The organism is Rhizobium anhuiense bv. trifolii, assembly GCF_024346605.1.
Classification (GTDB): Bacteria; Pseudomonadota; Alphaproteobacteria; order Rhizobiales; family Rhizobiaceae; genus Rhizobium; species Rhizobium anhuiense.
This window is the reverse complement of sequence record NZ_CP098804.1, coordinates 616,396-639,256: the sequence shown is the minus strand read 5'-3', so window position 1 is coordinate 639,256 and position 22,861 is coordinate 616,396. Positions and strand designations below refer to the sequence as shown.

Genomic DNA, 22,861 nt, shown 5'->3' with positions numbered 1-22,861 from the left:
GTTCAGCGCCTCCCCTGTCCGGGCCGCCGGGCAAAAGCCAGGCCACTTTCGGGATCGAACAGGTGAACCCGTCCCGGGGCGGCGTCGATCAGGATGTGATCACCGGGCGCCGGCGCGAAATGGCCGGCCTCATGAATGATGATTTGCTCATCCTGGCCTGCAAGGTTGCCGTAGACATAGGTTTCTGTGCCGAGGCCCTCGTGATACTGGACGATGAACGGCAGACCTTGCTCGCCGGAGCGTGAAAAATGCGCGGGCCGGATGCCGGCGAGAACGGCCTGCCCGACCGCAATCCCCGCAGGATCGACATCGCTGACGATTTTGCCGCCGTTGCCGACATCGATCGCGACGCCGTTTTCGCCGATGCCTGATACCTTGCCCTTGATGATGTTCATGCGCGGCGAACCGAGGAAGCCGGCGACGAACAGATTGCGTGGGCTATCGAACAGGTCCAGCGGCGCGCCGACCTGCTCGACCCGCCCGGCGCGCAGCACGACGATCTTGTCGGCCATCGTCATCGCCTCGACCTGGTCATGGGTGACATAGATCATCGTCGTCTTGATGTCGCGGTGGAGCTTGGTGATCTCGGCGCGGGTCTGGACGCGCAAGGCGGCGTCGAGATTCGACAAAGGCTCGTCGAAGAGGAAAATGTCCGGTTCGCGCACGATGGCCCTGCCGATCGCCACGCGCTGACGCTGGCCGCCCGAAAGCTGCTTCGGACGCCGGTCCAGATAGGGTTCGATCGCCAGCATCCTGGCGGCTTCGGCAATCCGCGCCTCGATCTCGGCGCGCTTGAACTTCAGGTTCTCCAGGCCGAAAGCGAGGTTCTTGCGAACGCTCATATGCGGATAGAGCGCATAGGACTGGAAGACCATCGCGATCTTGCGCTCGGCCGGCGAGAGCGCGCTGACGTCGCGGCTCCCGATCGCGATTGCGCCCGTCGTGACCTCTTCGAGACCGGCGATGACGCGCAGCAGGGTCGACTTGCCGCATCCCGACGGACCGACGAAGACGACGAACTCGCCGTCCTTGATATCGAGCTCGACGTCATGCAGGACTTTGACAGAGCCATACGACTTGTTGACGTTGGAAAGTTTCAGTTCTGCCATGCCCCACTCCCATCAGGTGCCACCGTTTCGAAGACGGCGTCGTTTTTGTTCCAGCCTTGCGGCAGCGGTGTCGGTCTTGTGATCCGCACCTCGTTCATCAAGATCCCGGTGACATCAGCCACGTAGACGGCCGGCATTCCTCCCGGATAATTCTCAAGGCCGATCACCCGCCCGTCCGACCCGCGGGTCCAGGCATTGGCGCGGCCGCCGCCATCGGCTTTCGGGGAAAGGTCGGCGTTCGTCGGGCGCAGGTCGTAGGACCGCGCCGTGCCGAGTTGCCCGGGCTGCTGGTCGATGGCGATACGCGCCAGTGATGCGTTCCGGATGCCGGCCGACGAGGTCGAAATGACCGTGATCGCCCCCTCCATCCGGCCGGTGATATCCTCGACGATGAGATTTTCGATGGCGCCCGCCGTGCGCTCCGCGATGCGGTCGACCACATTGACGGTCAGCGCCTCGCCTGAGCCCCAGAAACCATCGGGGGTCTCGCGGCATTCCACCGCAATTCGCGAAAACCTCACATTCGATATCCGGCCGCCATCGCGGGAAAATATGCCGAGCGCCCTGTTGGAGGATGCGACGTTGCAATCCTCGAACACGACGTTGGTGACGTCGCCATGGGTTTCCGTGCCTATCTTCAGCGCACAGCTGAGGCTCTGAACGGAGCAGCGGCGGACAAGAATGTTTTCGCATCGTCCGATGGCGACACGATCGGGGCCGATGCTCGTCTTCAGGCATACGCCGTCGTCGGCCGTCGATATCCGGCAGTCCTCGATCACGGCGCCGCGGCAGGCATCCAGCACGATACCATCCGTGTTGGGAAGGCGACGGTCGTTGTCGATGGTTACGTTGCTGACGACCACATCGGTGCAGTTGACGAAATGCAGCGTCCACATCGGCGAGCGGCTAATATGGACAGAGCTGATCTCGACCTCGTCGCAGCCCTCGAATACTACGACGCGCGGACGAAACTCGGCCGGAATGAAGGTTCCGACTGTCTCGTCGTCTCCCACAATGAAGCTGTCGCAACCGGCTTCGATGCGCCCCGCCCCCGTCAGGCTGATCCGCCGTGCATCCCTAGCGACGATCATGCCGCGGTCCGACTTTTCGGCGATCACCGAAACACTCGTATGCGCATAGGCCTCGTAATCCGCAACGGGACGCAGGATCGCGCCGGCGGCCAGATGAAGGTCGACATCGGATCTGAGCTGGAGCCCCCGGCAGACATGGATGCCGGCCATGAGCTCCACGCGTCCGCCGCCCGAAGCCGACAGGCCGTCGATGGCCGCCTGCAGGCGGACCGTATCGTCGTCCTCCGCCGGCTCGATCGCGACAAGAGACACGGGGCTCATTGGCGATCGCCGTTCTCGAGGACGACTTCCGTCAGCAACAGCATGGTCAGCGCCTGGCCGTAAGGCGTCGGCACGTTCGGGATGCGCCTGTAGAAATCGAGGTCATGCCCCATCGGCGTGCCGTCCGAGACGCCGTGGACCACACCTTCCTCGTCTATCTGCGCCAGCACTGCCGCAAGCGCCCGCTCCGCGTAGGCCTTGTCGCTATCGTCGAGAATGCCGGCATCGACGGCGCGCAATATGCCATAGGCAATGCCTGCCGTGGCCGAGGTTTCCAGCGGCGAGGACGGGTCGTCCAGAAGCGTCGTGAACATCCCGTCCGGCCGCTGGCATTCCTTCAGCGAGCGCACCTGGCTGACGAGGACGTTCGACAGAAAACGCCGGTCCTTCTCGCCGAGCGTCGGAACGAGATCGAAGAGCTCGGGGATGGCAACGGTGATCCAGGCATTGCCGCGCGCCCAGAAGGCATTGGCGAAATTGTGCCGCCCGTTGAAGGTCCAGCCGTGATACCAGAGGCCGCTGACCGGATCGGAGAGGTAGCGGGTGTGGATCACGAACTGATAGACGGCCTCGTCGATCCAGTCGCTGCGTTCGCAGAGCACGCCGGCCCGGGCGAGAAACAGGCAGGCCATGAAAAGCGTGTCGTCCCACAATTCGCCGTCGTTGAGGCGCTCCTTGACGACGTGCTGAAAACCGCCGTCTTCGGTCTTCGGCAATTCCTTGACGAGCCATTCGGCCCAGTCCTCGACAAGAGCGCGAAAATCGGGACGGTCGACATGCTGGACGAGGATCGCAAGCGGCAGCATCGGCGCCGTGCTGTTGATCTGGCGCGGCGGCAGGCCGCGTTCGATCTGGCCGGCATACCAGGCAACAAGCTCCTGCAGCGCTTTCTGGTCATCGGTGGCAATGGCGCGCCGCAGGAAACCGTAAAGACCGACGCCGACTTCCCAGTCCCATTCGTCGAACTGGATTCCCGAGGCGGAATTTCCGGTCACGAGACCTTCCTTGATGCCCTTGAGCCGGCTGAAAGCCGTTGCAACGCGATCGATCGTCGTCAGGAGAGCGGCGTTATCGACAGATGTTGTGTTCATGCTTGGAGACCTATGTTTCAGGAGTAGAACGGCCCGTCAGTGCCGGCCCCGGAGGCTGCACTGTCGTGGGTGAGGATCGGGTGTGGCTGATCGTACGTGAACGGCCTCGCCTTGCCGGCGATCGAAAGACCGTCGGCATAGGACAGGCAGAGCGCCGGGCCGCCCGGCGGCGTCAACGCGAGCCGCCGAAGCCCGGGATCGAAGGAAACCGTCGTCTGGCACAGGCGTTCGATGAACGCCTTGAAGGCATCGCCGCTGCCGCATCCGACGACGGCCGCCCAGCCGCAAAGCGGCCCGTAGGAGCGCGCCTCGCGGCCGGCGGTCGGGCCGTCGGTGATCAGCTCCAGGCCGTTCGACGCCCAGAGGGCGGCAAATCCCCTGCCCGATCGCGCAATCAGCCACTTGTCTTCGGTGATGAGATCGTCCAGGCCGTCGCGACCGATATAGGCATGCGTCCATCCGTGCCGCGCATCGCTTGTGTCCTCGATCAGCAGGGCGACGTCACGATGCTGGGCAACGCGCGGCAGAATGCCGTTGCCGGCCCAATAGGACGGCCTCTGATTGCCCCAGGGATCGTCCTCGCCGGGATGGTTGACCCAGAGCCTCGCCATGGGGTGGCCGGCGAGCCGGATGTCGAGCACATGCTGCTGATGGCCCTTCTGGCCGGTCTTGTGATCGACGACGGTCGAAAGCTGCGCCGCCTCGTTTTTGAACAGCACGAGTTTTCCGCTCTCGAGCCCCTGGCTGTAACGCGCCTCGACGCTTCTGGTCCTGGCAAGCGACGCAAGCTCGGCGAGATCGGCCGGCGGCTCGTAGCCGCCGGCGCAGAACATGGTCAATGCCGCCACGCCATTGTTCAGCCAGCCGGTTCCGAAGGCGACCTGGGCGAAAGGTGCAAGCTCTGTCAGCGGGCCGGCGCGCAGTTCCTTGTCGTAGGCGCGGCCCTGCGATCCGGCCGGAACGCCTGCGAGCGTGTGAAGGGCGATCATGCGGAAGATGAGATCGATCTGGCCGCGGGCGCGCTCCGAAATCGCCGTCTCGGCCCAGCGCTCCAGCGCCAGCAGGCCGATGAAGTCGATCGGGTAATAGGCCGCCGAGTTCCACTCCGCCAATCCGTGGGCTTCGACGCTGTCGAACCAGCGCGCGAGGCGCGCGCGGCCAAGTTCCGCCTGCTGCCGGCCCGTCCTGCCCGAGGCTGAAAACACCTCGTCGGGCAGAAGAAGTCCGGCCAGCAGCTGGCTCGTGTGAAAGCAGAGCACATGGTTCTCGCTCCAGAACCACATCGCATCGTTGCCCGGCTCGTCGACCCAGTAACGATAAGAGAGAACGGAATGCCGGATGCGATCGACCACCGCCGCCGGCATCCGGTCGGCATAGGCGCCGAGCAGCCACAACAGTGGCACCATGATGAAATCCGAGCAATCCTCCCGCGCATCGATGGAGACGAGCGTTGCGTCGATGATGCGGTCGAAGCTTTCCTGGTCGTGGTGACCGGTTTCCATCATCGCAATGAGACGCCCGACGCGGTTGGCGCCGAAGCGGGCGCTGTATTCCAGCGCCTGCCGCTTGCGGGCAGAAAGCGATGCCTCGGCCGGCAACGGCGAAATGCAGCTCATGAAGGCGGCATCGATGACGCGGGTGACCGAGCCCGTACCGGAACCGATCGTCATGTGGATGCCGTGATAACCATCTGCGATGCCAGAGACATTCTCGGCGACCAGACGGTTCTGATGAGCATGCAGGGTCAGTTTCGAATGCGCGAGAACGGGCCGCTCGTGACCATGGCCGATGACCTTGAGCTCTACAGGCAGGTCGCGCTCCGGCGCCGTGTCGAAGATGATCTCCAGCGGCTGGTTGACGAAGACGTCGCGGGCCGGGCGAACGCCGCGCACAAGGGCTTCCAGCTCGCGAACCTCATCCTGGTCCAGCGATACCGGCAACAGCACGCAGAGCGGCTCCTCATCCAGCAGCTCTAGCTCGAAAAACCACGTCGTGTCGCGCTCGGCCAGGTCTTCGGTGTGAACGAGAATGTGGTTGTCGCCGGCTTCGAGCGTCAGCCTGATGTCGGTTGCGCTCTCGACATTGCGCTTGAAGGGTTCGAAGCGCACCGCCTCCTGTCCGTTGACCCATATGCGAACGCCGCCGCAGGTCTTCAGTCTGAGATTGAGCGTTCGCGCCGTCTCGGTCCTGAACGTGCCCTTCAGCCATCGCCTGAGATGCGTCGGCACATGCCAGAAGCCGGTGAACTCGACGCGGCGGTTCGAGCCGGGAAGATAGAGGCTCTCGGTCGGCCAGGACGTGTCGGGCGAGAGCGGCCGCCCCACCATGGTGGACCAGAAGGCTTTGCGGCAAGGCAGGTCGCCGACATCGACGAAACCGTTGATGAAACGATAGTTTACGCGATCTTCGGCCGGCGCCGGCTCGCCCGGAAAATAGCTGGCGATGAGGCCGGATACCGCCCATGCCGTGACCGTCTGGCCCGCGGCCACGCCATATGCTGGCGCCATATCGTCCGGCCGCTTGATGCATTCCGTTTTCACAGACCGCCTCCTCCGCAATCCTATGAAAATATTTTCATTAGGTCATTTGGGCGCGTCGTTTTTGAAAAATGCTCAAAAACATCGCTATTGCCTCAGAAAATAGCTTGACGGGACGAATGTCAAGTATATGAAATTCATTTATCGATGGCTGACGCCGCGATTGATGAAAATGTTTTCATGGGAGGATGAAAATGAAAACCTATCTCTCAGGAGCCCTCGCACTGGCGCTGGCTACCGTTTCTTTCGCATGGGCCGGCGCGGCCATGGCGGAAACCAAGACGATCACCTTTCTGTTTACCGACGACGACCAGGCTTACGTCGAGCGGATGGAAGCGCTGAGCAAGGAATTCGAGACGGCGCATCCCGACGTCAAGGTCAACTTCGTCTCGTCGGGCTATGATGCGGTCGCCAAGCAGCTGCCGGTGCAGCTCGCCGTCGGCGAAGGTCCTGACATCGCCAAGATCACCGACTGGCAGCTTGCGCCCTACTACCTCGACATGCGTCCCTACATGAAAGACCCGGACGGCTTTGCCAAGCTGCACGGCGACAGCCTGAACACGCTTCGCTTCCCCGGCGTCAACGATCCGAAGTCGATCAACGGCTATATCGCCTCGCAGACCTTCAACCTGCCCTTCGTCAACAAGACGCTCTTCGAACAGGCCGGCGAACCGCTTCCGAAGCCCACCGCCACGCTGAAGGACATCGTCGAAGCCTCGGCGCGCGTCGCCAAGGCGACCGGCGCCCAGATCCCCTTCACGATGGATCGCTCGGGCCATCGCTTTTCCGGCGCGGCATTCTCCTACGGCTCGAACTACGTCAAGGACGGCAAGTTCTTCTTCCCCGACGATGCCGCCAAGCGTTATGTCACGGATCTCTACGGCTGGACGAAGGACGGCTCCTTCCCCAAGGAAATGTGGGGCGCTGCCGGCGGAACCCAGTACAAGAACATGGGCGACGAATTCGTCAACGGCAACGTCGTGACTTATCTCGCCGGCAACTGGATGGTCAATCCGTTCCAGAAGAAGATCGGCGACGCCTTCGACTGGACGGCGATCAGCGCCCCCTGCGGCGATGCCGGCTGCTATGCGATGCCGGGCGGCACCGCGATCGTCGGCTTCAAGCGCACCAAGTATCCGGAAGCCGTGGCGGCGTTTATCGAATTCCTCGGCTCCGAAAAGGTCCAGCGTGAAATCGCCGAAAACTACGTCATCCTGACGGGCGCCGACATCAAGGACCCGCAATACAAGCTCGAGAGCAAGAATGCTAAGGATGCCATGGCCGTCTTCCTCGGAAGCCGCAATAGCGTGCCGCAGGCAGCCCGGGACCTGGAACGTCTCAAGGGATCTTCCGCCATCTATCAGCTGATCGTCCAGAGGATGAGCCAGCTGATCGTCGGCGAGCTTTCCCTCGACGAGACCTTCAAGGCCATGAGTGCCGACGTCGACAAGGTCAACGGGGCGCTCGCCGCCAAGTAACCCGGTCACGCGTTGTCCCGCAAAATGCGCGCATGCAGCAGCCACGGCCTCGCAACAGGGCCGTGGCTTTTCATTTTCCTTACGGACACTTCGACCTGTTTCGAATTGTCGACGGCCGGAACCACGCTACGTCTGCCTTCAAAGTGTTGCAGCGTCCCTTGCGCGTCTGAAAAGACGCACGGCGCCGTACTGGAAAGGCAGCGTCATGCACTCAATCGAACAAGGCACCCAGGCTTACTCGCAGCTGAAGCCGGCCGCTCTCGCCATTCTTTGCCTCGGCGTGATCGTAGCGCAGGTCGATACATCGGTCGTCAATCTGGCGGTTCAGCCGATAGGGCTCGATCTCAGGGCCTCCGTCACCGAGCTGCAGTGGGTCGTCGACGCCTACAATCTCGTTTACGCCGCACTTCTCATCAGCGGCGGCCTGTTCGCCGATCTTTACGGCCGGCGCCTGATGTTCGTGATCGGCTGCGCTGTTTTTGCCCTGGCGAGCCTTGGCTGCGCTTTCGCCTCGACCATCGCGGTCCTCATTGCGGCGAGGGCCCTGACCGGCTTCGGCTCTGCCCTCCTCCTGCCCGCTTCTCTTTCGCTGATCCGGGTCATCTACCGGGATGAGAAGGTCCGTGCCCGGGCGCTCGGAATCTGGGCCGGCTGCAATGGAATGTCGCTTGCGATCGGTCCGAGCCTCGGCGGCCTCCTCATCCGTGATTTCGGCTGGCGATCCGTCTTCTTCGTCGTCATTCCCATCGCGCTGATCGCGGCGGCGGCAGCACGGTTTTTCGTTCCGGAAAGTGCCGATCGGCAAGGCCGGTCCTTCGACATGCCGGGGCAATTGCTGGGGATCGTATCTCTCACCGTGTTGACCCTCGCCGCAATCGAATCATCGCATCTGCCGCCCTTATGGATGGCACTCATGGCAATCGCCGGCGCGCTGCTTCTGCTGCTTTTCATCATCGTCGAGAAGCGCCTGGAGCAGAAGGCTCTGGTTCCGATCTCGATGTTTTCGGGCAGGCAGTTCCGCGGTGCCATGGCCGGAACGGCCGCAATGACTTTCGGCATGTACGGCACGCTTTTTCTTTTTCCGCTCGCCTCCCTCGGCCTCGGACGCCTGGCCTCGGTGGAGGCCGGACTGTCGCTGCTGCCGATGGCTCTCAGCTTCATCGCGATCTCACCCTTCTCCGGCTCGATTTCGGAACACCTTGGGAAGAACCGCACCATATCTGCCGGACTGGTGCTGATGGGTTTGGGCAACCTCCTGCTCGGCTCATCCTTTCTGGCCGACTTGCTCATCGCCGAAGAGATCGGATTGTTGCTGACAGGGATCGGGATGGGCATGGCGACAGGGCCTCTGACGGCGGTTGCGGTTTCGACCGTCACCGCCGATCGCGCCGGCACGGCAAGCGCCCTGATCAATGTTGCCCGCATGGTCGGGGCGACGACAGGCGTCGCTTTGCTCGGGGCGATCTTCGCCTTCCTGGGGGAGGCGGAAGCTGCCTTCATCGTCGCGATGACGGCGGGCGGCAGCGCGCAGCTGCTTGGAAGCTTTATCGCCTGGCGCTTGCTTTGAACGCGCGGCCGGATGTCGCGGTCATGCGCAGCCTCCGCATCCGCCGGCGAAGGCGTCGTGACACGAGCCTCGGGAGAGGCTATAGGCGTTGTCGGTCTGCGCCAGCCTGCGGGTCCACGTCAATTCACACATGCCGGCAACCCGGTTACGTCCGGCGACCCAGCGACTGCCTACCGTATAGAGGTGCATTTCCATGCCGATGGGCTCCGAGCATCCGCTGCGAAGGGAACTTCACAACGAGCTGCACGCGCGGCCGTCGCTTTATTTCGACGGCGACACCGATGTCTGGCACGTCGCCATCGTCGGCGAGAATGCTCCTCCGTCGATCCAAGACTCGCTGCCAGGACTGGAAGATGTCTCCACGACCCGCGAGGGCAATCACGGCATCGGCCGTTTCGGCGACGGCCGGCTGAAGTGGGAGGCCCATACCGAGTTCCTGACGCTGACCTTCGTCGTTCCGGCATCGGCCGAACCCGGCAGCCAGCCGCCGGAAGCCTTTCAGGCCTGCTGCCGCCAGATCGACGGAAAGATCATTGCAGCCGTTCGGGTGCTGGTGCGGGACGAGAAGGACGGACAGCGTCCGGAAAAACCGAAACTCGACTATGTCGCCTCTCAGGTCGGCGGCGGCGATGCGGAAGTGCATTCGAACTTCCGGCTGACCGACAGCGGTTTCGTCGAATTCCTGTTCTTCAACCGCAACCTCAACGCCTATCGCACCGGCCGCATGGTCAGGCGTTTCCTGGAGATCGAGACATACCGGATGATGGCGCTGCTGGCATTGCCGATGGCGCGCGAGACGGTCTCGAAGCTCTCCGTCTTCGACCGGCGCCTCGACTTGCTGATCGCGCATATGCAGAGTGCGATCAAGGTCGACAAGGCGCTGCTTTCCGAGGTGACCAGGCTCTCGTCGGATGTTCTCAACTTCTCGGCGCTGGCCCGCCACCGCTTCGGAGCGACGAAAGCCTATGCCGAAATTGTCGCGAGCAGAGTGTCGGAGCTTCGCGAGGCACGCGTCGAGCAGCGCCAGAGGCTCGGCACTTTCATTGACCGGCGCTTTCAACCGGCCGTCCGCTCGGTCGAAGCCGCCGAGCGCCGGCTCGACGAACTCGCCGAACGCGTGAGCCTGGCTGGAGACCTTCTCAGGACGACCGTGCAGGTCCAGCTCGAGGATCAGAATGCGTCGTTGCTGACGTCGATGGAAGAGCGGGCGCGCATCCAGGTGCATATCCAGCAGGCGGTCGAAGGCTTCTCCGTCATCGCCATCACCTACTACACTGTCGGGCTGGCGAAGATCTGCCTGGAAAGCATTTCCGAACTGGGTGTCGATCCGCATGTGGCGAAGCTCGCCGTACTCGGCGCCATCCCGCTCGTGCTCTTTGCCGTCTGGACGGCGGTCCGTCACGTTCGCAAGAGCATTGCCGGCGCACCGCACGGTCCGGCATCCGGGAACCACTGACGCGACCGCCGCCCTTTCGGGCGGCGGCGCTTATTTTCGTGCATCGATGGAAGGTCAGGATGCCAAGGCGTAGTGCCGATGCTCCGATGCCCGGCCGCTGCTCGTCCTGAAGCGCCGCAGCAATTCGGCAAGGCTTTCGGTTTCATGCGTCAGGCTCTGGGCGGCGGCCGTGGTCTCTTCAACCATCGCGGCGTTCTGCTGCGTCACCTTGTCCATCTGGTCGCCGGCGGCCGACACCTCCCGCAGGCTTGTCGCCTGCTCGCGGGCGGCAACGGCGATCTCGGCCACGGTCGCATTCATGGCGGTGACCTGCTCGACGATCTGTTCGAGCGACAGGCCGGATTCACCCACCAGCTGGACGCCTGTCTTGACCTGCGCCGAGGAAGTGGAGATCAACTGCTTGATCTCCCTTGCCGCGTTGGCGGAGCGCTGGGCGAGCTCGCGGACTTCCTGAGCGACGACAGCGAAGCCCTTGCCGGCCTCGCCGGCACGCGCCGCTTCCACGCCGGCGTTCAGCGCCAGCAGGTTGGTCTGGAAGGCGATCTCATCGATGACGCTGATGATGTTGCCGATCTTCGACGATGAATTTTGAATTTCCGTCATCGCGTCGATGGCGCGGGCAACGATCTCGCCGCCCTTTTCGGCATTGGTGCGGGCGGTCGCCACGACTCCCTGGGCGCGGCTTGCGCCCTCCGCCGTCCCGTTGACGCCGCGGGTCACGTCACCCAGCGCCGCCACCGTTTCTTCCAGGGACGCTGCCTGCTGCTCGGTGCGGCGGGCGAGATCGTTGGACGCCGTGGAGATTTCCGCAAGGCCGGAGCGGATGGTGGCGACCGCGCGAATGACGGAGTCGACCGCCTCTTCGAGGCTCGCAACCGAGTTGTTGAAATGGTCCCGGATCCTGACGTAGCGATGATCGACTTCGCCGACGCGGACGGTGAGATCGCCCTTCGACAGCGCGTCCAGCCCGACGGAGATCTGGCGGAAGGCATGTTCCATCACCTGCGCGTCGGAGAGCCGCTCGGCCTCCTGACGGAGCCGTTCCTCTTCGGCGGCGAGGCGCGCGCGTTCGGCATTGGCCTCGGCGATCAGCTTGGCGCGGCCTGTCTCCTGGAAGACCTTCAGCGACCGGGCCATGGCGCCCAATTCGTGGCGATGCTCGACGCCGGTGATGACGATCCCTTCCTCGCCGCGGGCAAGCTGTTCCATCGACTGGGCCATGTTGCGCACCGCCGAGGAAATCAGCCGGCCGACGAAATAGGAAAGCACCAGGCCGATGACGATCAGGAGACCGCTGATAACCAGCGTCGTGCTGGTCGCGGAGGCAACCGTTGCGTCGACCGAACCGTCGAGGTTCTTCTGCGCGCCGGTCACTGCCGCCTGCAGATTCTTGAACTCGCCTGATATCTTCGGCGCCAGCACGTTCAGCTGCGTCTGGCGGATATTGCCGGCAGCCTGCAGCACCTCCTTCATGTCGCCGAGACGGGCGGTGTAGTTCTGCATGAGCTGGCCGGCGCCCATCAGGCGCTTCTTCTGCAGCTCGTTCTTTGCGGCCTTGGCGGCGGCATCGTTGAGCGCCACGGCTTCGGCGAGTGCTGCCTGCGCCGTATCATAGGCGGCGAAATCATCGGAATGCACGAAGCGTTCGGAGAAATAGAGGCTGCGGTTCAGGGCCTCCAGCGTCGCCGCCGTCATCTGCAGCAGGGCCACGTCGTTCTGGCGCCAGGCGCTGCGCACGACGTCGTTGAGCGCGATGCTGGTCCAGGGGCCGAATTCGGTGACCTTGGAGATCAGCATGTCGCGTCGGGCCTGGAGGGAAACAATCTGTTCGAAAGCCTTGCCATAGGCGGTGATCTCCTGACGGATCGCCGCAAGGCCGGACTGCAGCTCCTTGTTGCCGGCAAAACGCGGATCATCCGCCTCGAAGGCCTTCACGCCGGCGCGAAAGCTGTCGACCACGGCTTGTGTCGGCGTCGAGCGGAAGGCTTCCGCCGACATCTGAATTTCGTTCAGCTGCTCGCTGTAGTCCGAGATGGCGAGACTTTGACCGGCCGTGACGCGATAGGATGCGAAGATCGCGGCGAGGCCGTTCATGCCCGAGATGGCGCTGACCGTGAGCAGGCTCATCAACAGGATCAGCGGCACGAAGCCGGAGGTGATCTGCGCGCGAATGCCGAATTTATTCCAGAAATGCAACATGATAGTCCTCTTATGCTCACTGGCTCTTCGGCAGATAGGCGGCAATGTTTTCAGGTGTGACGAGTTCGAAGGGAACGTTGTTTTCGCGCGGCACCTTCTCTTTGTTGATCAGCTTCACGGCGGCGTCGACAGCGGCAGCGCCCTGCCCGACGGCGCTCTGGAGAATGGTGACGTCGAGATCGCCTGCCACCATCGCGGCGAGCGCGTCGTCGGTCGCGTCGACGCCGCCGACGACGACGTCCTTCATCGGGATATTGGCCTTCTTCATGGCGCGGATCGCACCAAGCGCCATCTCGTCATTATTGGCGATAACCGCATCGAACTTGACGCCGGCCGCCAGCCATTCCTGCATCTGCTGATCGGCATAATCGCGTGACCAATAGGCCGCCTGCCGCTCGACGATCTCGAGGCCTTTGCATTCCGGCGTCGCGATGACATCGGTGATGTCCTGGGTGCGGGTGCGGGCAGCCACATGGAAGACCTCCCCCATCAGCACGACGACGCGGCCCTTGCCCTTGAGGAGAGAGCATACCTGCTTCGTTTCGAGCGTACCGGAGTCTTTCTCATCGGAGGCGACGACGACCTGATTGTCCGGCAAGTCCAAAAGATTGGAGGGCGTCGTGTTGATGTAGATCAGCGGAATGCCGGCATCCGCTGCGATCTTGGTCATTTGCGGCCCGAGATCGCCATCAGACAGCATCATGATAATGGCATCGACCTTGTCGGCGACGAACTGCTGAACCTGCTTCTTCTGCAGTTCGTTGTCGCCCTTGGCATTCGCGGTGACGAGCTTGAGGCCTGATATCGTCTTCCCGTGCGAGACGACGCCGTTCAGAAGCATCTCTCTGAATTTGTCGAGATTGGTCATCGAAACCGCGATCGTCTGCGCATTGGCAACAGAGACCGATATCGCCAGAGCGATGGATGCAAGCGTGGCCGTTTTCATGAATTCCCCTGCGCAATTCGGATACAACTGCGTTATTTCAAATTTTGGTTAAATTTTACTTTTCGACCGGAAACAAACGTTAAGCAGGGGATATGATCTTGCAACGCGAGCAGCGCGTTCTTCGGCGGCAATCGGCCGGACTTCAAGGACATCGCATCGAACTTGACGCAATGCGCTTAAGTCCTTGTACTTATAGACATCAGCGCCCGCCGAAGCCGGAGCCGACGCTGATGCCTTTGTAGATCACCCTCTGCAGCACGATGGCGAGCACGACGCCCGGCAGCATGGAGATCGTCGCACCCGCCATGATGTAGTTCCAGGCGGTGCCCTGCTGCGTCTGAAACAGGGTGAGGCCGAGTGGCAGCGTGGCTTTTTCGAGGCCGCTGGTAGCGATCAGCGGCCAGAGAAAACTCTTCCACTGCGCGATGAAGGTGAAGAGCGCCAGGAGACCGATGGCCGGCATGGCAAGCGGAACGATGATCCTGACCAGGATGCGCAGGCGCGAGGCCCCGTCCATCATCGCCGCCTCGTCGAGATCCTTGGGAATGCCGAGGATGAACTGGCGCAGTAGGAAGGTGCCGAAGGACGAGAAGGCGACCGGCAGGATCATGCCGTGATAGGTGTTGATCCAGCCGAGCTTGCTGACGAGAAGGAAGAGCGGGATGACCAGCATCACCTGGGGGATCATCAGCGTGCTGAGAAAGGTCAGCAGCAGTCCTTCGCGGCCCGGAAACCGCAGCCGTGCGAACGCATAGGCGGAAAGGCAGGATACCGCGATCACGATCGCGGTGACGCCGCAGGCGACGATGAAGGAATTCAACAGGAACGTGCCGAACGGCAGCGACACCAGGGCCTCGACGAAGGTGCCCCAATGATATTCCTCGGGGAGGATGCGGACCGGCACGGCCATGACCTCGGCATTCGAGCGCACCGCGTTCGACACCATCCAGAAGAAGGGAAAGAGGAACAGCAGCGCAACCAGCGAAAGCCCCGCATAGCTCAAGACGGTGCCGATCCCACGCAAGATGCGGCGGCGATCCGCAGAGACGGAATGTGGGTGCCGTGAGCTCGGATCAATCGTCATAATGCACCCATTTGCGCTGCATGTGGAACTGCAGGATGGTGAGCGCCATGATCATGACGAACATCACCCAGGCAAGAGCTGAGGCATAGCCCATCTGGAAATTCGCGAAGCCCTTCTGGTAGATGGCGAAGCCGAGTGTCGACGTCGCCGAGCCGGGGCCGCCGCGCGTCATCGCAAAGATCTCGTCGAAGACCTGCAGCGAGGTGATCGCCGTCATGACAGTGGCAAAGAAGATGGTCGGCGAGATGAGCGGCAGGCGAATGCGCCAGAAGCGCTGCCAGGCATTGGCTCCGTCGATCGTCGCCGCCTCGAGATAATGCTTCGGCACCAGGTCGAGCGCAGCGTTGAACATCACGACGTTGTAGCCGACATTGGCCCAGAGCGTGACGATCACGACCGCCTGCATCGCCCAGCTCGAACTCAGCAGGAAATTCGGCAGGCCGAGGCCGAGCGAGCGGATGACGCTGTCGGCGAGCCCGTCCGGCGTGAAGATCAAGAGCCACACCACCGAGGCGGCAATGGTCGGGGTGAAGGTCGGCAGGAAGAAGATCACCCGGAAGATCGCCTTGCCGTGTTTCAGGCTGGATATCCACACCGCCAGCGTCAGCGAGACGATGATATTCACGGCCAGATACTCGACGGCGAAGAACAGCGTGTTGTTCAATATCGTGTAGAAGGCCGGATCGACGGTGAAGAGCTTGATATAATTCTGAAAGCCGACGAAGGACGGCGTCGAGATCAACTGCCAGCTGGTGAAGGAGAGCGCCAGCGACGCCAGGATCGGCAGAGCCATGAAGATCATGAAGCCGAGGAAACTCGGCAACAGGAACAGCATGGCCGTCTGTGTCTCAGGCTGTAGAAAGCGCCGTGGCTGACCGGGCTGCAACGGAATTTCGGCGACGGCGCTTTGCGACATGTCTTCCTCCATCGCGGCAATCCTGCCACGCCATCCTATTGCTGCGCGAGGCTCTGGATCGACTCCATCGTCTGCTTGGCATCGGCGCTGCCGGCGAAGGCCGGCGGGAAATACTGGTTGAAGAGGTTTTCCACCGCCGCCCAGTTGTTGGTGATCACGTAGGGTACTGAATGCGCCAGGGAATAGTCGATGGCCTCGCCGCCATTGGTGATGTCCTTGGCCGCCACCTTGTACCAAGAGGATTGCGCGGCCGTGCGCGCCGGCAGCGCACGCCCCTGCTCGGCGAGATACTGCAGTGCTTCCGGGCTGGTCAGCACCTGGATCGCCTTCCAGGCCGCATCCTTGTTCTTGCTCGACGTGGCGATGCCGAAACCGGAGCCCGCCGTGACGGCCGTAAGCTCTCCCTCTCCGCGCGGGAGGGTGGTGGAACCAATTTTGAACTTGACCTTGTCTTTCATGCCGATGATCGACCACGGACCGTCGACATACATGGCGACATTGCCCGAGTAGAACCGGCCTTGGATGACCGTGCCGGCATCGGCGCTCGACGGCACCAGCGGCGCGACCTTGTCCTTGGCGGCAAAACCGATCACCTTCTCGGCCGCGGCAACGGCGCTCGGATTGGTCAGGTCGAGCTCGCCGGAGTCGTTGACATATTTATCGCCCCAGGCCGATGCCAGGACCGAATAATTCTGAGGGGTGATGCCGAATCCGTATTTGCCGTCTTTCGTCAGCTTCTTGGCTGCATCGGTGAATTCGGCCAGCGTCCAACCCGGTTTCGGCAAAGGAATGCCGGCAGCTTCGAGCGCATCCTGGTTATAGTAGATGACCCACGGACCGACATCATAAGGCAGACCGTAAAGCTGCTTGTCGACCGACATGCCGCCGATGATCGAGGGGGTGAAAGCGCCGACGTCGAACTTGTCGGCCGCGATCCGGTCATTCAGCGGCTCGAGCAGCGAATAGAAATTCGGCATGCGCAACGACTGCATGGAAACGATGTCGGCGAGCTGTCCCGACGCCGCCAGCACCGGCAGCCGCGTCCAGTAATCGACCCAGCCCGTCGTCGTCAGCGTCACCTTGATATCGGGATATTTGGCCGTCACCATGTCGGCCAGGTGCTGCCAGCCCTTGGTGTCGGCTTCGGAGCCGGTCCACATCTGCCAGGTCAGGTTGACCTGCTCGGCCGATGCGGCTGTGGCAAAAAGACTGCTGCCGATTGCGGCAAGCAAAAGCGTTTTCTTCAGAACCTTCATGGGTTTCTCCTCCCTCCATGAACGCAAAGGACACGCGAGTGCGATCGAGCTCACGCCTTGAGGACGATCTCGATCACCGGCACGGTAACGTCCGGGCGCCGGACCGGCAGTTCGAGCGTGATCATGCCTTCCGGCACCATCACGCCGATATTGGAATCCACATCCCTGGTGTGGCTCAGCCAGCGCACTTCGCTGGCGTCGTGCAGGAATTGCGCATAGGCGATCCTGTCGGCGAGGCCTTCGATGTGGATGTGGCGATAAGGCCAATTATAGACATGCAGGTAGAGGCGGTTGCCGCGCTGGGTATAGCGGCAGCCGGCCGGCACCGGATAGTCGGATGGCCCGGCCCCATAAATGGAGCGTGCGTTGACCTCAATCCAGTTCTGGTAGACTTCAAGCGCGCCGATGGCGCGCGCATCGAGCGTGCCGCGGCCGGTCGGGCCGACATTCATCAGGAGGTTGCCGCCGAGCGCGACGGAATCGATGAGCAATTGGATGATCTGTTCCGGGCTTTTCCAGCTATCCTCGTCGCGGTGATAGCCCCAGGAGCCGCTGAAGGTGTGGCAGGCTTCCCAGAGCACCCCCTGGCTGGCGATAGCGGGCGCCACGCGCGGCGTATATTGCTCCGGCGTCGTCACGTCGGGCAGATTGCCGGGCGGCAGATCGAGGCGGTTGTTGACGATGATGCCGGGTTGCAGCTCGCGTACCAGCGCGAGCAGGCGCTCGCTCTCCCAATCGGCACGCCCCTTGCCGGGCAGGCCGCGATATTCGCGCTGGGGATAGCTGAAATCGAACCAGATGATGTCGATGCGGCCGAAGCCGGTCAGAAGTTCGCGCACCTGTTCGCGCATATAGGCGGCATAGTTGGCCATATCGCGGCCGGCATTCAGCGCCTCGGCCTGCGGATGGTTGCGCAAGGGATGGTGGACGTCGATCGGAAAATCGGGATGGTGCCAGTCAAGCAGCGAATAGTAGAAGCCGATCTTCAGTCCTTCGGCGCGGAAGGCTTCGACCAGCGGCGTCAGCAGATCTTTGCCGCAGGGCGTGTTCGTCGCCTTGTAATCCGTCACCTTGCTGTCCCAGAGGCAGAAACCTTCGTGATGCTTGGTCGTCACCACGACATATTTCATGCCGGCAAGACGTGCCCGGCGGGCCCATTCCTTGGGGTCGTAGAGATCGGGATCGAAATTTTCGAAATAGCGCTGGTAGTGGTCGTCGGTCAGCTCTTCGCGGTTCTTCAACCATTCATGCCGGGCTCCCAAGGCATAGAGGCCCCAATGGATGAACATGCCAAGGCGGTCGTGGCTGAACCAGGCGTGCTTGCCCGCTCCTTCCCATGCCGGATTTTCCGACAGGCGTTCCGAATTCGTCACAGGTTTCTCCTCCCTGCTTTCCGGCTCAACATCATATCGAACCGGTTCGGTGACTAACACTCTTACCTGATCCGGCGCCTGTCAAGACAAATTCTCCATCGCAGATTCAGAAATGCAAGCCTTGCGGGATAGCCACTTTGAGGCATGCATGTTGCGCCGACCAATAAAATCGGACATAACAAGGCATTAGAACCGGTTCGACAGACATGACCACGATACGAGACGTAGCGCGCCTTGCGGGGGTTTCCATCTCGACCGTCTCGCTCGCGCTCAACAGCCCGAAGCGGGTCGGCGCCGAGACGCTCGACCGCATCCAGCAGGCGATAAATTCGACCGGTTACCGCATCGACCCGGTGGCCCAGACGCTGGCGCGCGGACGCAGCTCGTTGATCGGTTTCGTTTCGGCCAATCTCGGCAACATGTTCTTCGGCGACATCCGCCGCGAGATCGAGCATCAGGCGCTCGATCACGGCTATTTCGTCCTGATCGCCGACTCCTCCGGCAGGGCCGACCTCGAGCGGGCGCTGCTGGAGCGGCTGGAGGCGCAGAAAATCGCTGGCATTGCGCTGGCGGCAAACGGGCGCGGCGAGGAATACGCCACGTTCCTGCGCGACTTCAAGACGCCGATCGTGATGTTCGACCAGAAGGTGGAGGGTGCAGAGCGCGATTTCGTCGGCTCCGACAATCCGCTGACCACCACCATCCTGACGGAACACCTGCTGCAGCTCGGCCACCGGCGTATCGGCTTCATCTCCGGGCCCTCCGGCCTGCACACCGCCGACGAGCGCCTGAAAGGCTTTCTGAACACGATGACCGGCGCCGGTGTGGAGATCGACCCTTCGCTGGTGGTCGAAGGCGGCTACACCAGGACCGGCGGCCATGCGCAGGCGATGCGGCTGCTGACCCGCCGCGACCGGCCGACCGCCATCATCGGCGCCAACAACATGACTGGCCTGGCCGCACTGCAGGTGATGCAGGAGATGGGTTTCCGCTGCCCTGACGACGTGTCGCTGGCGATGGTCGACGACGTGCCCTGGAGTAATGTCATCACGCCGCGCATCACCATGGTGGTGCAGGATGCGCAGAAGCTCGGGGAATTGGCGGCACAACGTCTGCTGACAAGAATAGCAAGTCCGGAGGGCGCCGCCGCGCCGCCTGAGGATTTCATCCTGACGCCGAGATTCGTGCGCGGGGAATCGACCAGGCGGCTGTGAGGGCTTCTACCGATCTTCCCTCGTATGCCAAAGCCGCAATACATAGATTGTCGACTGCTGGATTTCGTAGCGGAGCTCGTAACGGCCGACGAGAATGCGGCGAACCTCTCGAGGATCAAACTCCTCGAGTCGCTCGCCGAGACGTGACTGCTCAAGCAGCCGCGCAGGGGCTGCCGTCAGCGCCTGTACGGTTCGGGCCGCAGCCCGCCGGTCGACCGGAGAGAGAAAGTCGTATAAGCGGGTAACATCCGAGACCGCTTTGCTCGTCCATTTGACTTCCATCACCGGGGCAACGAAATCGGCTCGTCACTGTCAAGACTATCAGCCCAGGCCTGAACAGCCTGATGATCGACAACGTTTCCACTATCCACGTCGGCCAACGCCTCAAGCGTCAAACGCCGACGCTCCTCTTCCTGGTCGATCCATGCAGTCAGTGCCTGCTTGACGATCCAGCCGCGCGAGCGTTCGAGCCGCGATGCAAGTTGATCGACCTTCTGCGCAAGCGGCAGCGGAACATGGGCAGTCAGAACTTTGGTCTCCATCGAAAACTCCTTGTCAATCACTTATAATCATAGCGATTAATTCTGATTATATCCAGTCACCTATTTCTCAGAAAAGCTCGAAACATGTCGGCGGACTGACGGAATGCCGAGAGTTTGCGATAAAGCGCAGCGGCTGATCTCCAAGTAAAAACCGCCAAGGAACAAGCCCGACTGCCGCGACCATTGAAAGAGCTCGAAATTTGTCATACATGTGTGATGAATCATGAGTTTCGCAGTGCCGCGCGTTTTGACGGCATTCGGATCAAAGCCGATGCGGGGGCAGGCGTGGCTATGCAGATGAAGGATCGCAGCAAAGGCTCCGGGTCGCTGGTCTCACAGGTCGGCGAAAGCCTTCGGCAAGCCATATTGAGCGGCCAGTATTCTGCCGGCGACAAGCTTCCGAGCGAGCATGAACTGACCGAAACGCATAGCGTCAGCCGGACCGTCGTGCGCGAGGCGGTGGCCGCGCTTCGCTCCGACGGGCTTGTCGAGGTGCGCCAGGGGGCGGGCATCTTCGTCCTCGGCGCCGATCCGGCTGTCTCCGCTGGGAAAGCCGACAAGGCCCGCGTTGTTTCCGATCTGGAAGTGCTCGAGATCAGAACGCCTGTCGAAATCGAAGCTGCCGGTCTTGCGGCCTTGCGCCGCTCGCCCGCGCAGGAGGAGGCGATTTTCGAATGCCACCGGAAAATTCTCCAGTGCATCGAGAGCGACCAATCCATTCGCGAGGCCGATCTCGAACTCCATGCCGCCATCGCCGAAGCCACGAACAATCCGCTGTTCCGGCAGTTCCTGGAGTCCCAGGGCTCGGCGATCATCCCGCAGTCCAGGCTGGTCCCGGAAACAAGGACAGCCGAACAGACTGCTTACCGAAAGCTGATCCACAGAGAGCACGAGGCGATCGTCGTCGCCATTTCCGACAGGGACGATCAGGCCGCCCGAAATGCGATGCGCGAGCATCTGGTCGGCAGCCAGGCAAGGTACCGCAACCTGCTGAGGGATCTGCGAAGCTTTACCAGCTGATAGTCGGCCCAGGAACTGTCTGAAAGCGCCCGTAGCGATTGGCGCGAATTATCCGCTATTTGTCCGGCGCGCGCATTTTCCCGTGCCATCAAATTGCCGAATATGGCTTCATGATCAACCGCCATGGAGCAAAAAATGTCCGGCCATGATACTGTCCTTCTCGTTATCGACGCCCAAGAGTCTTTCAGACAACGCGATTACTGGGATGAAAACCTGGCATCCGCCTACATCGATCGTCAGCAGGCGTTGATCGACGGCGCGGAAGCCGACGGAATACCCGTCGTCCAGATCTTCCATGTCGATGAAACCGCACCGTTTTCCGAGGCATCCGGGTTCGTCAGGACACTCGCGCCGCTCAGGATCGCGCCGAAGGCCACATTCAGGAAAAACCGCCATAGCGCCTTGGTCGGTTCGGGTCTCGACGTGTGGCTGACCGAGAACGGCGTCCGTCGTCTCCTGGTCTCCGGCATCCGCACCGAACAGTGCTGCGAGACCACCACCCGCCATGCCTCCGATCTCGGCTATCAAGTCGACTATGTCGGCGAAGCGACCCTGACCTTCCCGATGACCGACGCCACTGGGCGCACCTGGAGTGCGAGAGAAATTCGGGACCGGACCGAACTGGTCCTGTCAGGCCGTTTCGCTCGGATCGCGACCGTCGAACAGGCCCTGGCGGGGCGTGAAAAGCCACTCGCCGCATGACAGACGCCGCGCAGCCCTTCGATATTCCGGTCTTCGTCGTCGTGCCGCCGCGCGTGCTGCTGCTCGACGTGGCCGGTCCGATCGAAGTGCTGCGCAAGGCAAACCTCGAACAGCCCACAGTGCGCTTCACCGTCACCTATATCGGCCCGTCGGCGACGGTCGGCAGCTCGATCGGCCTTGCCGTTACGGGCGTCGCAGCATTGCCGGAATGCTTGCCCGATAGCGCGCTTGTCGTCATTGCCGGCAGCACCGACGTTCCGATGGAAAGCAGCCATCGGCGGGACGAACAGGAACGCGCCGACCAGGCTGCCATTGTCGCATGGCTGCAGCGCGCCATTCGTCCAGGAATTCGACTGGTCTCGATCTGCTCGGGCGCATTGCTCGCTGCCGAGGCCGGAATGCTCGACGGCCGCGAGTGCACCACCCATCACGGCTGCATGGAAGATCTGATCCGGCTCGCGCCGACGGCGCGCGTCCGGGACAACCGGCTCTATGTCGAGGATGGAGACCGCCTCACCAGCGCCGGCATCACCGCCGGCATAGACCTCATGTTGCATATCGTCGCCGAAGCGGCGGGACATGCCTGTGCGCTTGCGGTGGCGCGATAGCTTGTCGTCTATCTCAGGCGCGGCGGCTCGGATCCGCAACTTTCGCCCTGGCTCGAAGGTCGCAACCATATCCACCCGGTCATTCATCGTGCGCAGGATGCAGTGGTCGGCGACCCCTCTCGGGACTGGTCGGTGGCATTGCTCGCCCGCCTCAGCGGCGCCAGCCCGCGCAACCTTTCACGGCTGTTCAACGAGCAGACGGGCATGAGCGTTACGGATTTCGTCAACCGTATGCGCGTGGCTCTTGCCCGCGAGATGCTCGCCGGTTCGCGACTGGACATGGAGGCCGTCGCCATGCGCGCCGGCTTCGGCTCGGCGCGGCAGCTGCGCCGAGCCTGGAATCGTCTGAATGATGGCCCGCCGAGCACGGCACGGTCGCGGCTGTAGCTGAAAGCTAGTTGAAAGCTTCGA

At 62.2% G+C, this 22,861-nt stretch carries 18 protein-coding genes and 1 pseudogene; 7 read left to right on the top strand and 12 right to left on the bottom strand.

The annotated features are described in order from the left end of the window. Positions 1–2: 2 nt before the first annotated feature. Genes NE851_RS34675 through NE851_RS34660 form a run of 4 tightly spaced genes read right to left on the bottom strand, consistent with a single transcriptional unit; the run spans position 3 to position 6,092 of the window. Entirely contained in the window at positions 3–1,109 is a 1,107-nt protein-coding gene (locus NE851_RS34675; protein ID WP_047618858.1) for an ABC transporter ATP-binding protein, read from the bottom strand. Then, positions 1,097–2,461 (bottom strand): polygalacturonase PglB, encoded by a 1,365-nt coding sequence (pglB, locus tag NE851_RS34670; protein ID WP_097543734.1) that lies wholly within the window; start codon positions 2,459–2,461, stop codon positions 1,097–1,099. The genes NE851_RS34675 and pglB overlap by 13 nt, the downstream gene beginning before the upstream one ends. After that, a complete protein-coding gene (gene bglB, locus NE851_RS34665; protein WP_029867880.1) occupies positions 2,458–3,552 on the bottom strand; it encodes a beta-galactosidase BglB in 1,095 nt (364 codons plus the stop codon). Before bglB ends, pglB begins: the two co-directional genes overlap by 4 nt. 17 nt (positions 3,553–3,569) lie before the next feature. Further along, positions 3,570–6,092 (bottom strand): hypothetical protein, encoded by a 2,523-nt coding sequence (locus tag NE851_RS34660; RefSeq protein ID WP_097543733.1) that lies wholly within the window; start codon positions 6,090–6,092, stop codon positions 3,570–3,572. A 191-nt stretch (positions 6,093–6,283) separates the two neighbouring features. On the opposite strand from NE851_RS34660, the gene NE851_RS34655 reads away from it, so the two are divergent. The 3 genes from NE851_RS34655 (at position 6,284) to NE851_RS34645 (ending at position 10,590) form a co-directional block, all read left to right on the top strand. Then, positions 6,284–7,567, top strand: a complete 1,284-nt coding sequence (locus NE851_RS34655; RefSeq protein ID WP_029867882.1) for an ABC transporter substrate-binding protein — start codon at positions 6,284–6,286, stop codon at positions 7,565–7,567. Between the two features lie 205 nt (positions 7,568–7,772). Further along, on the top strand, positions 7,773–9,134 hold the full coding sequence (locus NE851_RS34650) for an MFS transporter (RefSeq protein WP_097543732.1): 1,362 nt from the start codon (positions 7,773–7,775) through the stop codon (positions 9,132–9,134). 193 nt (positions 9,135–9,327) lie between these two features. After that, complete coding sequence (locus NE851_RS34645; protein WP_097543731.1) at positions 9,328–10,590, top strand: DUF3422 domain-containing protein; 1,263 nt, start codon at positions 9,328–9,330, stop codon at positions 10,588–10,590. A gap of 54 nt (positions 10,591–10,644) precedes the next feature. On the opposite strand, the gene NE851_RS34640 is transcribed toward NE851_RS34645, so the two are convergent. The 6 genes from NE851_RS34640 to NE851_RS34615 all read right to left on the bottom strand — a co-directional run bounded on the left by NE851_RS34640 (position 10,645) and on the right by NE851_RS34615 (position 18,364). Next, the gene (locus NE851_RS34640; protein WP_029867885.1) at positions 10,645–12,789 is read right to left on the bottom strand and encodes a methyl-accepting chemotaxis protein; all 2,145 of its coding nucleotides are present in this window, start codon (positions 12,787–12,789) and stop codon (positions 10,645–10,647) included. A gap of 16 nt (positions 12,790–12,805) precedes the next feature. Continuing rightward, the gene (locus NE851_RS34635) at positions 12,806–13,735 is read right to left on the bottom strand and encodes a substrate-binding domain-containing protein (protein ID WP_047618847.1); all 930 of its coding nucleotides are present in this window, start codon (positions 13,733–13,735) and stop codon (positions 12,806–12,808) included. A 199-nt stretch (positions 13,736–13,934) separates the two neighbouring features. After that, the gene (locus NE851_RS34630; protein ID WP_047618844.1) at positions 13,935–14,819 is read right to left on the bottom strand and encodes a carbohydrate ABC transporter permease; all 885 of its coding nucleotides are present in this window, start codon (positions 14,817–14,819) and stop codon (positions 13,935–13,937) included. After that, positions 14,809–15,735 carry a carbohydrate ABC transporter permease gene (locus tag NE851_RS34625; RefSeq protein ID WP_097543729.1) on the bottom strand — a complete coding sequence of 309 codons (927 nt, stop codon included), beginning with the start codon at positions 15,733–15,735 and terminating at the stop codon, positions 14,809–14,811. The genes NE851_RS34630 and NE851_RS34625 overlap by 11 nt, the downstream gene beginning before the upstream one ends. Before the next feature lie 35 nt (positions 15,736–15,770). Next, a complete protein-coding gene (locus NE851_RS34620) occupies positions 15,771–16,991 on the bottom strand; it encodes an ABC transporter substrate-binding protein (protein ID WP_097543728.1) in 1,221 nt (406 codons plus the stop codon). A gap of 50 nt (positions 16,992–17,041) precedes the next feature. Then, positions 17,042–18,364, bottom strand: coding sequence for an alpha-L-fucosidase (locus NE851_RS34615; protein WP_097543727.1), 1,323 nt, complete (start codon positions 18,362–18,364; stop codon positions 17,042–17,044). A gap of 206 nt (positions 18,365–18,570) precedes the next feature. Between NE851_RS34615 and NE851_RS34610 the strand changes: the two genes are divergently transcribed. After that, positions 18,571–19,578, top strand: coding sequence for a LacI family DNA-binding transcriptional regulator (locus NE851_RS34610; RefSeq protein ID WP_097543726.1), 1,008 nt, complete (start codon positions 18,571–18,573; stop codon positions 19,576–19,578). Positions 19,579–19,584: 6 nt separating this feature from the next. Here NE851_RS34610 and NE851_RS34605 read toward each other — a convergent pair whose 3' ends face one another. Together NE851_RS34605 and NE851_RS34600 are read right to left on the bottom strand one after the other, a co-directional pair. Then, complete coding sequence (locus tag NE851_RS34605) at positions 19,585–19,860, bottom strand: type II toxin-antitoxin system RelE/ParE family toxin (RefSeq protein WP_097543725.1); 276 nt, start codon at positions 19,858–19,860, stop codon at positions 19,585–19,587. Beyond that, positions 19,860–20,120: a CopG family ribbon-helix-helix protein gene (locus NE851_RS34600; RefSeq protein WP_047618843.1), complete on the bottom strand. Its 261-nt coding sequence runs from the start codon at positions 20,118–20,120 to the stop codon at positions 19,860–19,862. Before NE851_RS34600 ends, NE851_RS34605 begins: the two co-directional genes overlap by 1 nt. Before the next feature lie 291 nt (positions 20,121–20,411). Here NE851_RS34600 and NE851_RS34595 point away from each other — a divergent pair, with 291 nt between their 5' ends. The 3 genes and pseudogenes from NE851_RS34595 (at position 20,412) to NE851_RS34585 (ending at position 22,837) form a co-directional block, all read left to right on the top strand. After that, on the top strand, positions 20,412–21,140 hold the full coding sequence (locus tag NE851_RS34595; protein ID WP_097543806.1) for a FadR/GntR family transcriptional regulator: 729 nt from the start codon (positions 20,412–20,414) through the stop codon (positions 21,138–21,140). A 123-nt stretch (positions 21,141–21,263) separates the two neighbouring features. After that, positions 21,264–21,842, top strand: a complete 579-nt coding sequence (locus NE851_RS34590; RefSeq protein WP_179867830.1) for an isochorismatase family protein — start codon at positions 21,264–21,266, stop codon at positions 21,840–21,842. After that, positions 21,839–22,837: pseudogene (locus NE851_RS34585) on the top strand (GlxA family transcriptional regulator). Before NE851_RS34590 ends, NE851_RS34585 begins: the two are co-directional and overlap by 4 nt. Positions 22,838–22,861 lie beyond the last annotated feature (24 nt).

Bases quoted from the DNA above. Each gene is read 5' to 3' on its own strand.
- NE851_RS34675 (WP_047618858.1), bottom strand. From the start codon at position 1,109: ATGGCAGAACTGAAACTTTCCAACGTCAACAAGTCGTATGGCTCTGTC.
- pglB (WP_097543734.1), bottom strand. From the start codon at position 2,461: ATGAGCCCCGTGTCTCTTGTCGCGATCGAGCCGGCGGAGGACGACGAT.
- bglB (WP_029867880.1), bottom strand. From the start codon at position 3,552: ATGAACACAACATCTGTCGATAACGCCGCTCTCCTGACGACGATCGAT.
- NE851_RS34655 (WP_029867882.1), top strand. From the start codon at position 6,284: ATGAAAACCTATCTCTCAGGAGCCCTCGCACTGGCGCTGGCTACCGTT.
- NE851_RS34650 (WP_097543732.1), top strand. From the start codon at position 7,773: ATGCACTCAATCGAACAAGGCACCCAGGCTTACTCGCAGCTGAAGCCG.
- NE851_RS34645 (WP_097543731.1), top strand. From the start codon at position 9,328: ATGCCGATGGGCTCCGAGCATCCGCTGCGAAGGGAACTTCACAACGAG.
- NE851_RS34640 (WP_029867885.1), bottom strand. From the start codon at position 12,789: ATGTTGCATTTCTGGAATAAATTCGGCATTCGCGCGCAGATCACCTCC.
- NE851_RS34635 (WP_047618847.1), bottom strand. From the start codon at position 13,735: ATGAAAACGGCCACGCTTGCATCCATCGCTCTGGCGATATCGGTCTCT.
- NE851_RS34630 (WP_047618844.1), bottom strand. From the start codon at position 14,819: ATGACGATTGATCCGAGCTCACGGCACCCACATTCCGTCTCTGCGGAT.
- NE851_RS34625 (WP_097543729.1), bottom strand. From the start codon at position 15,735: ATGTCGCAAAGCGCCGTCGCCGAAATTCCGTTGCAGCCCGGTCAGCCA.
- NE851_RS34620 (WP_097543728.1), bottom strand. From the start codon at position 16,991: ATGAAGGTTCTGAAGAAAACGCTTTTGCTTGCCGCAATCGGCAGCAGT.
- NE851_RS34610 (WP_097543726.1), top strand. From the start codon at position 18,571: ATGACCACGATACGAGACGTAGCGCGCCTTGCGGGGGTTTCCATCTCG.
- NE851_RS34605 (WP_097543725.1), bottom strand. From the start codon at position 19,860: ATGGAAGTCAAATGGACGAGCAAAGCGGTCTCGGATGTTACCCGCTTA.
- NE851_RS34600 (WP_047618843.1), bottom strand. From the start codon at position 20,120: ATGGAGACCAAAGTTCTGACTGCCCATGTTCCGCTGCCGCTTGCGCAG.
- NE851_RS34595 (WP_097543806.1), top strand. From the start codon at position 20,412: ATGCAGATGAAGGATCGCAGCAAAGGCTCCGGGTCGCTGGTCTCACAG.
- NE851_RS34590 (WP_179867830.1), top strand. From the start codon at position 21,264: ATGGAGCAAAAAATGTCCGGCCATGATACTGTCCTTCTCGTTATCGAC.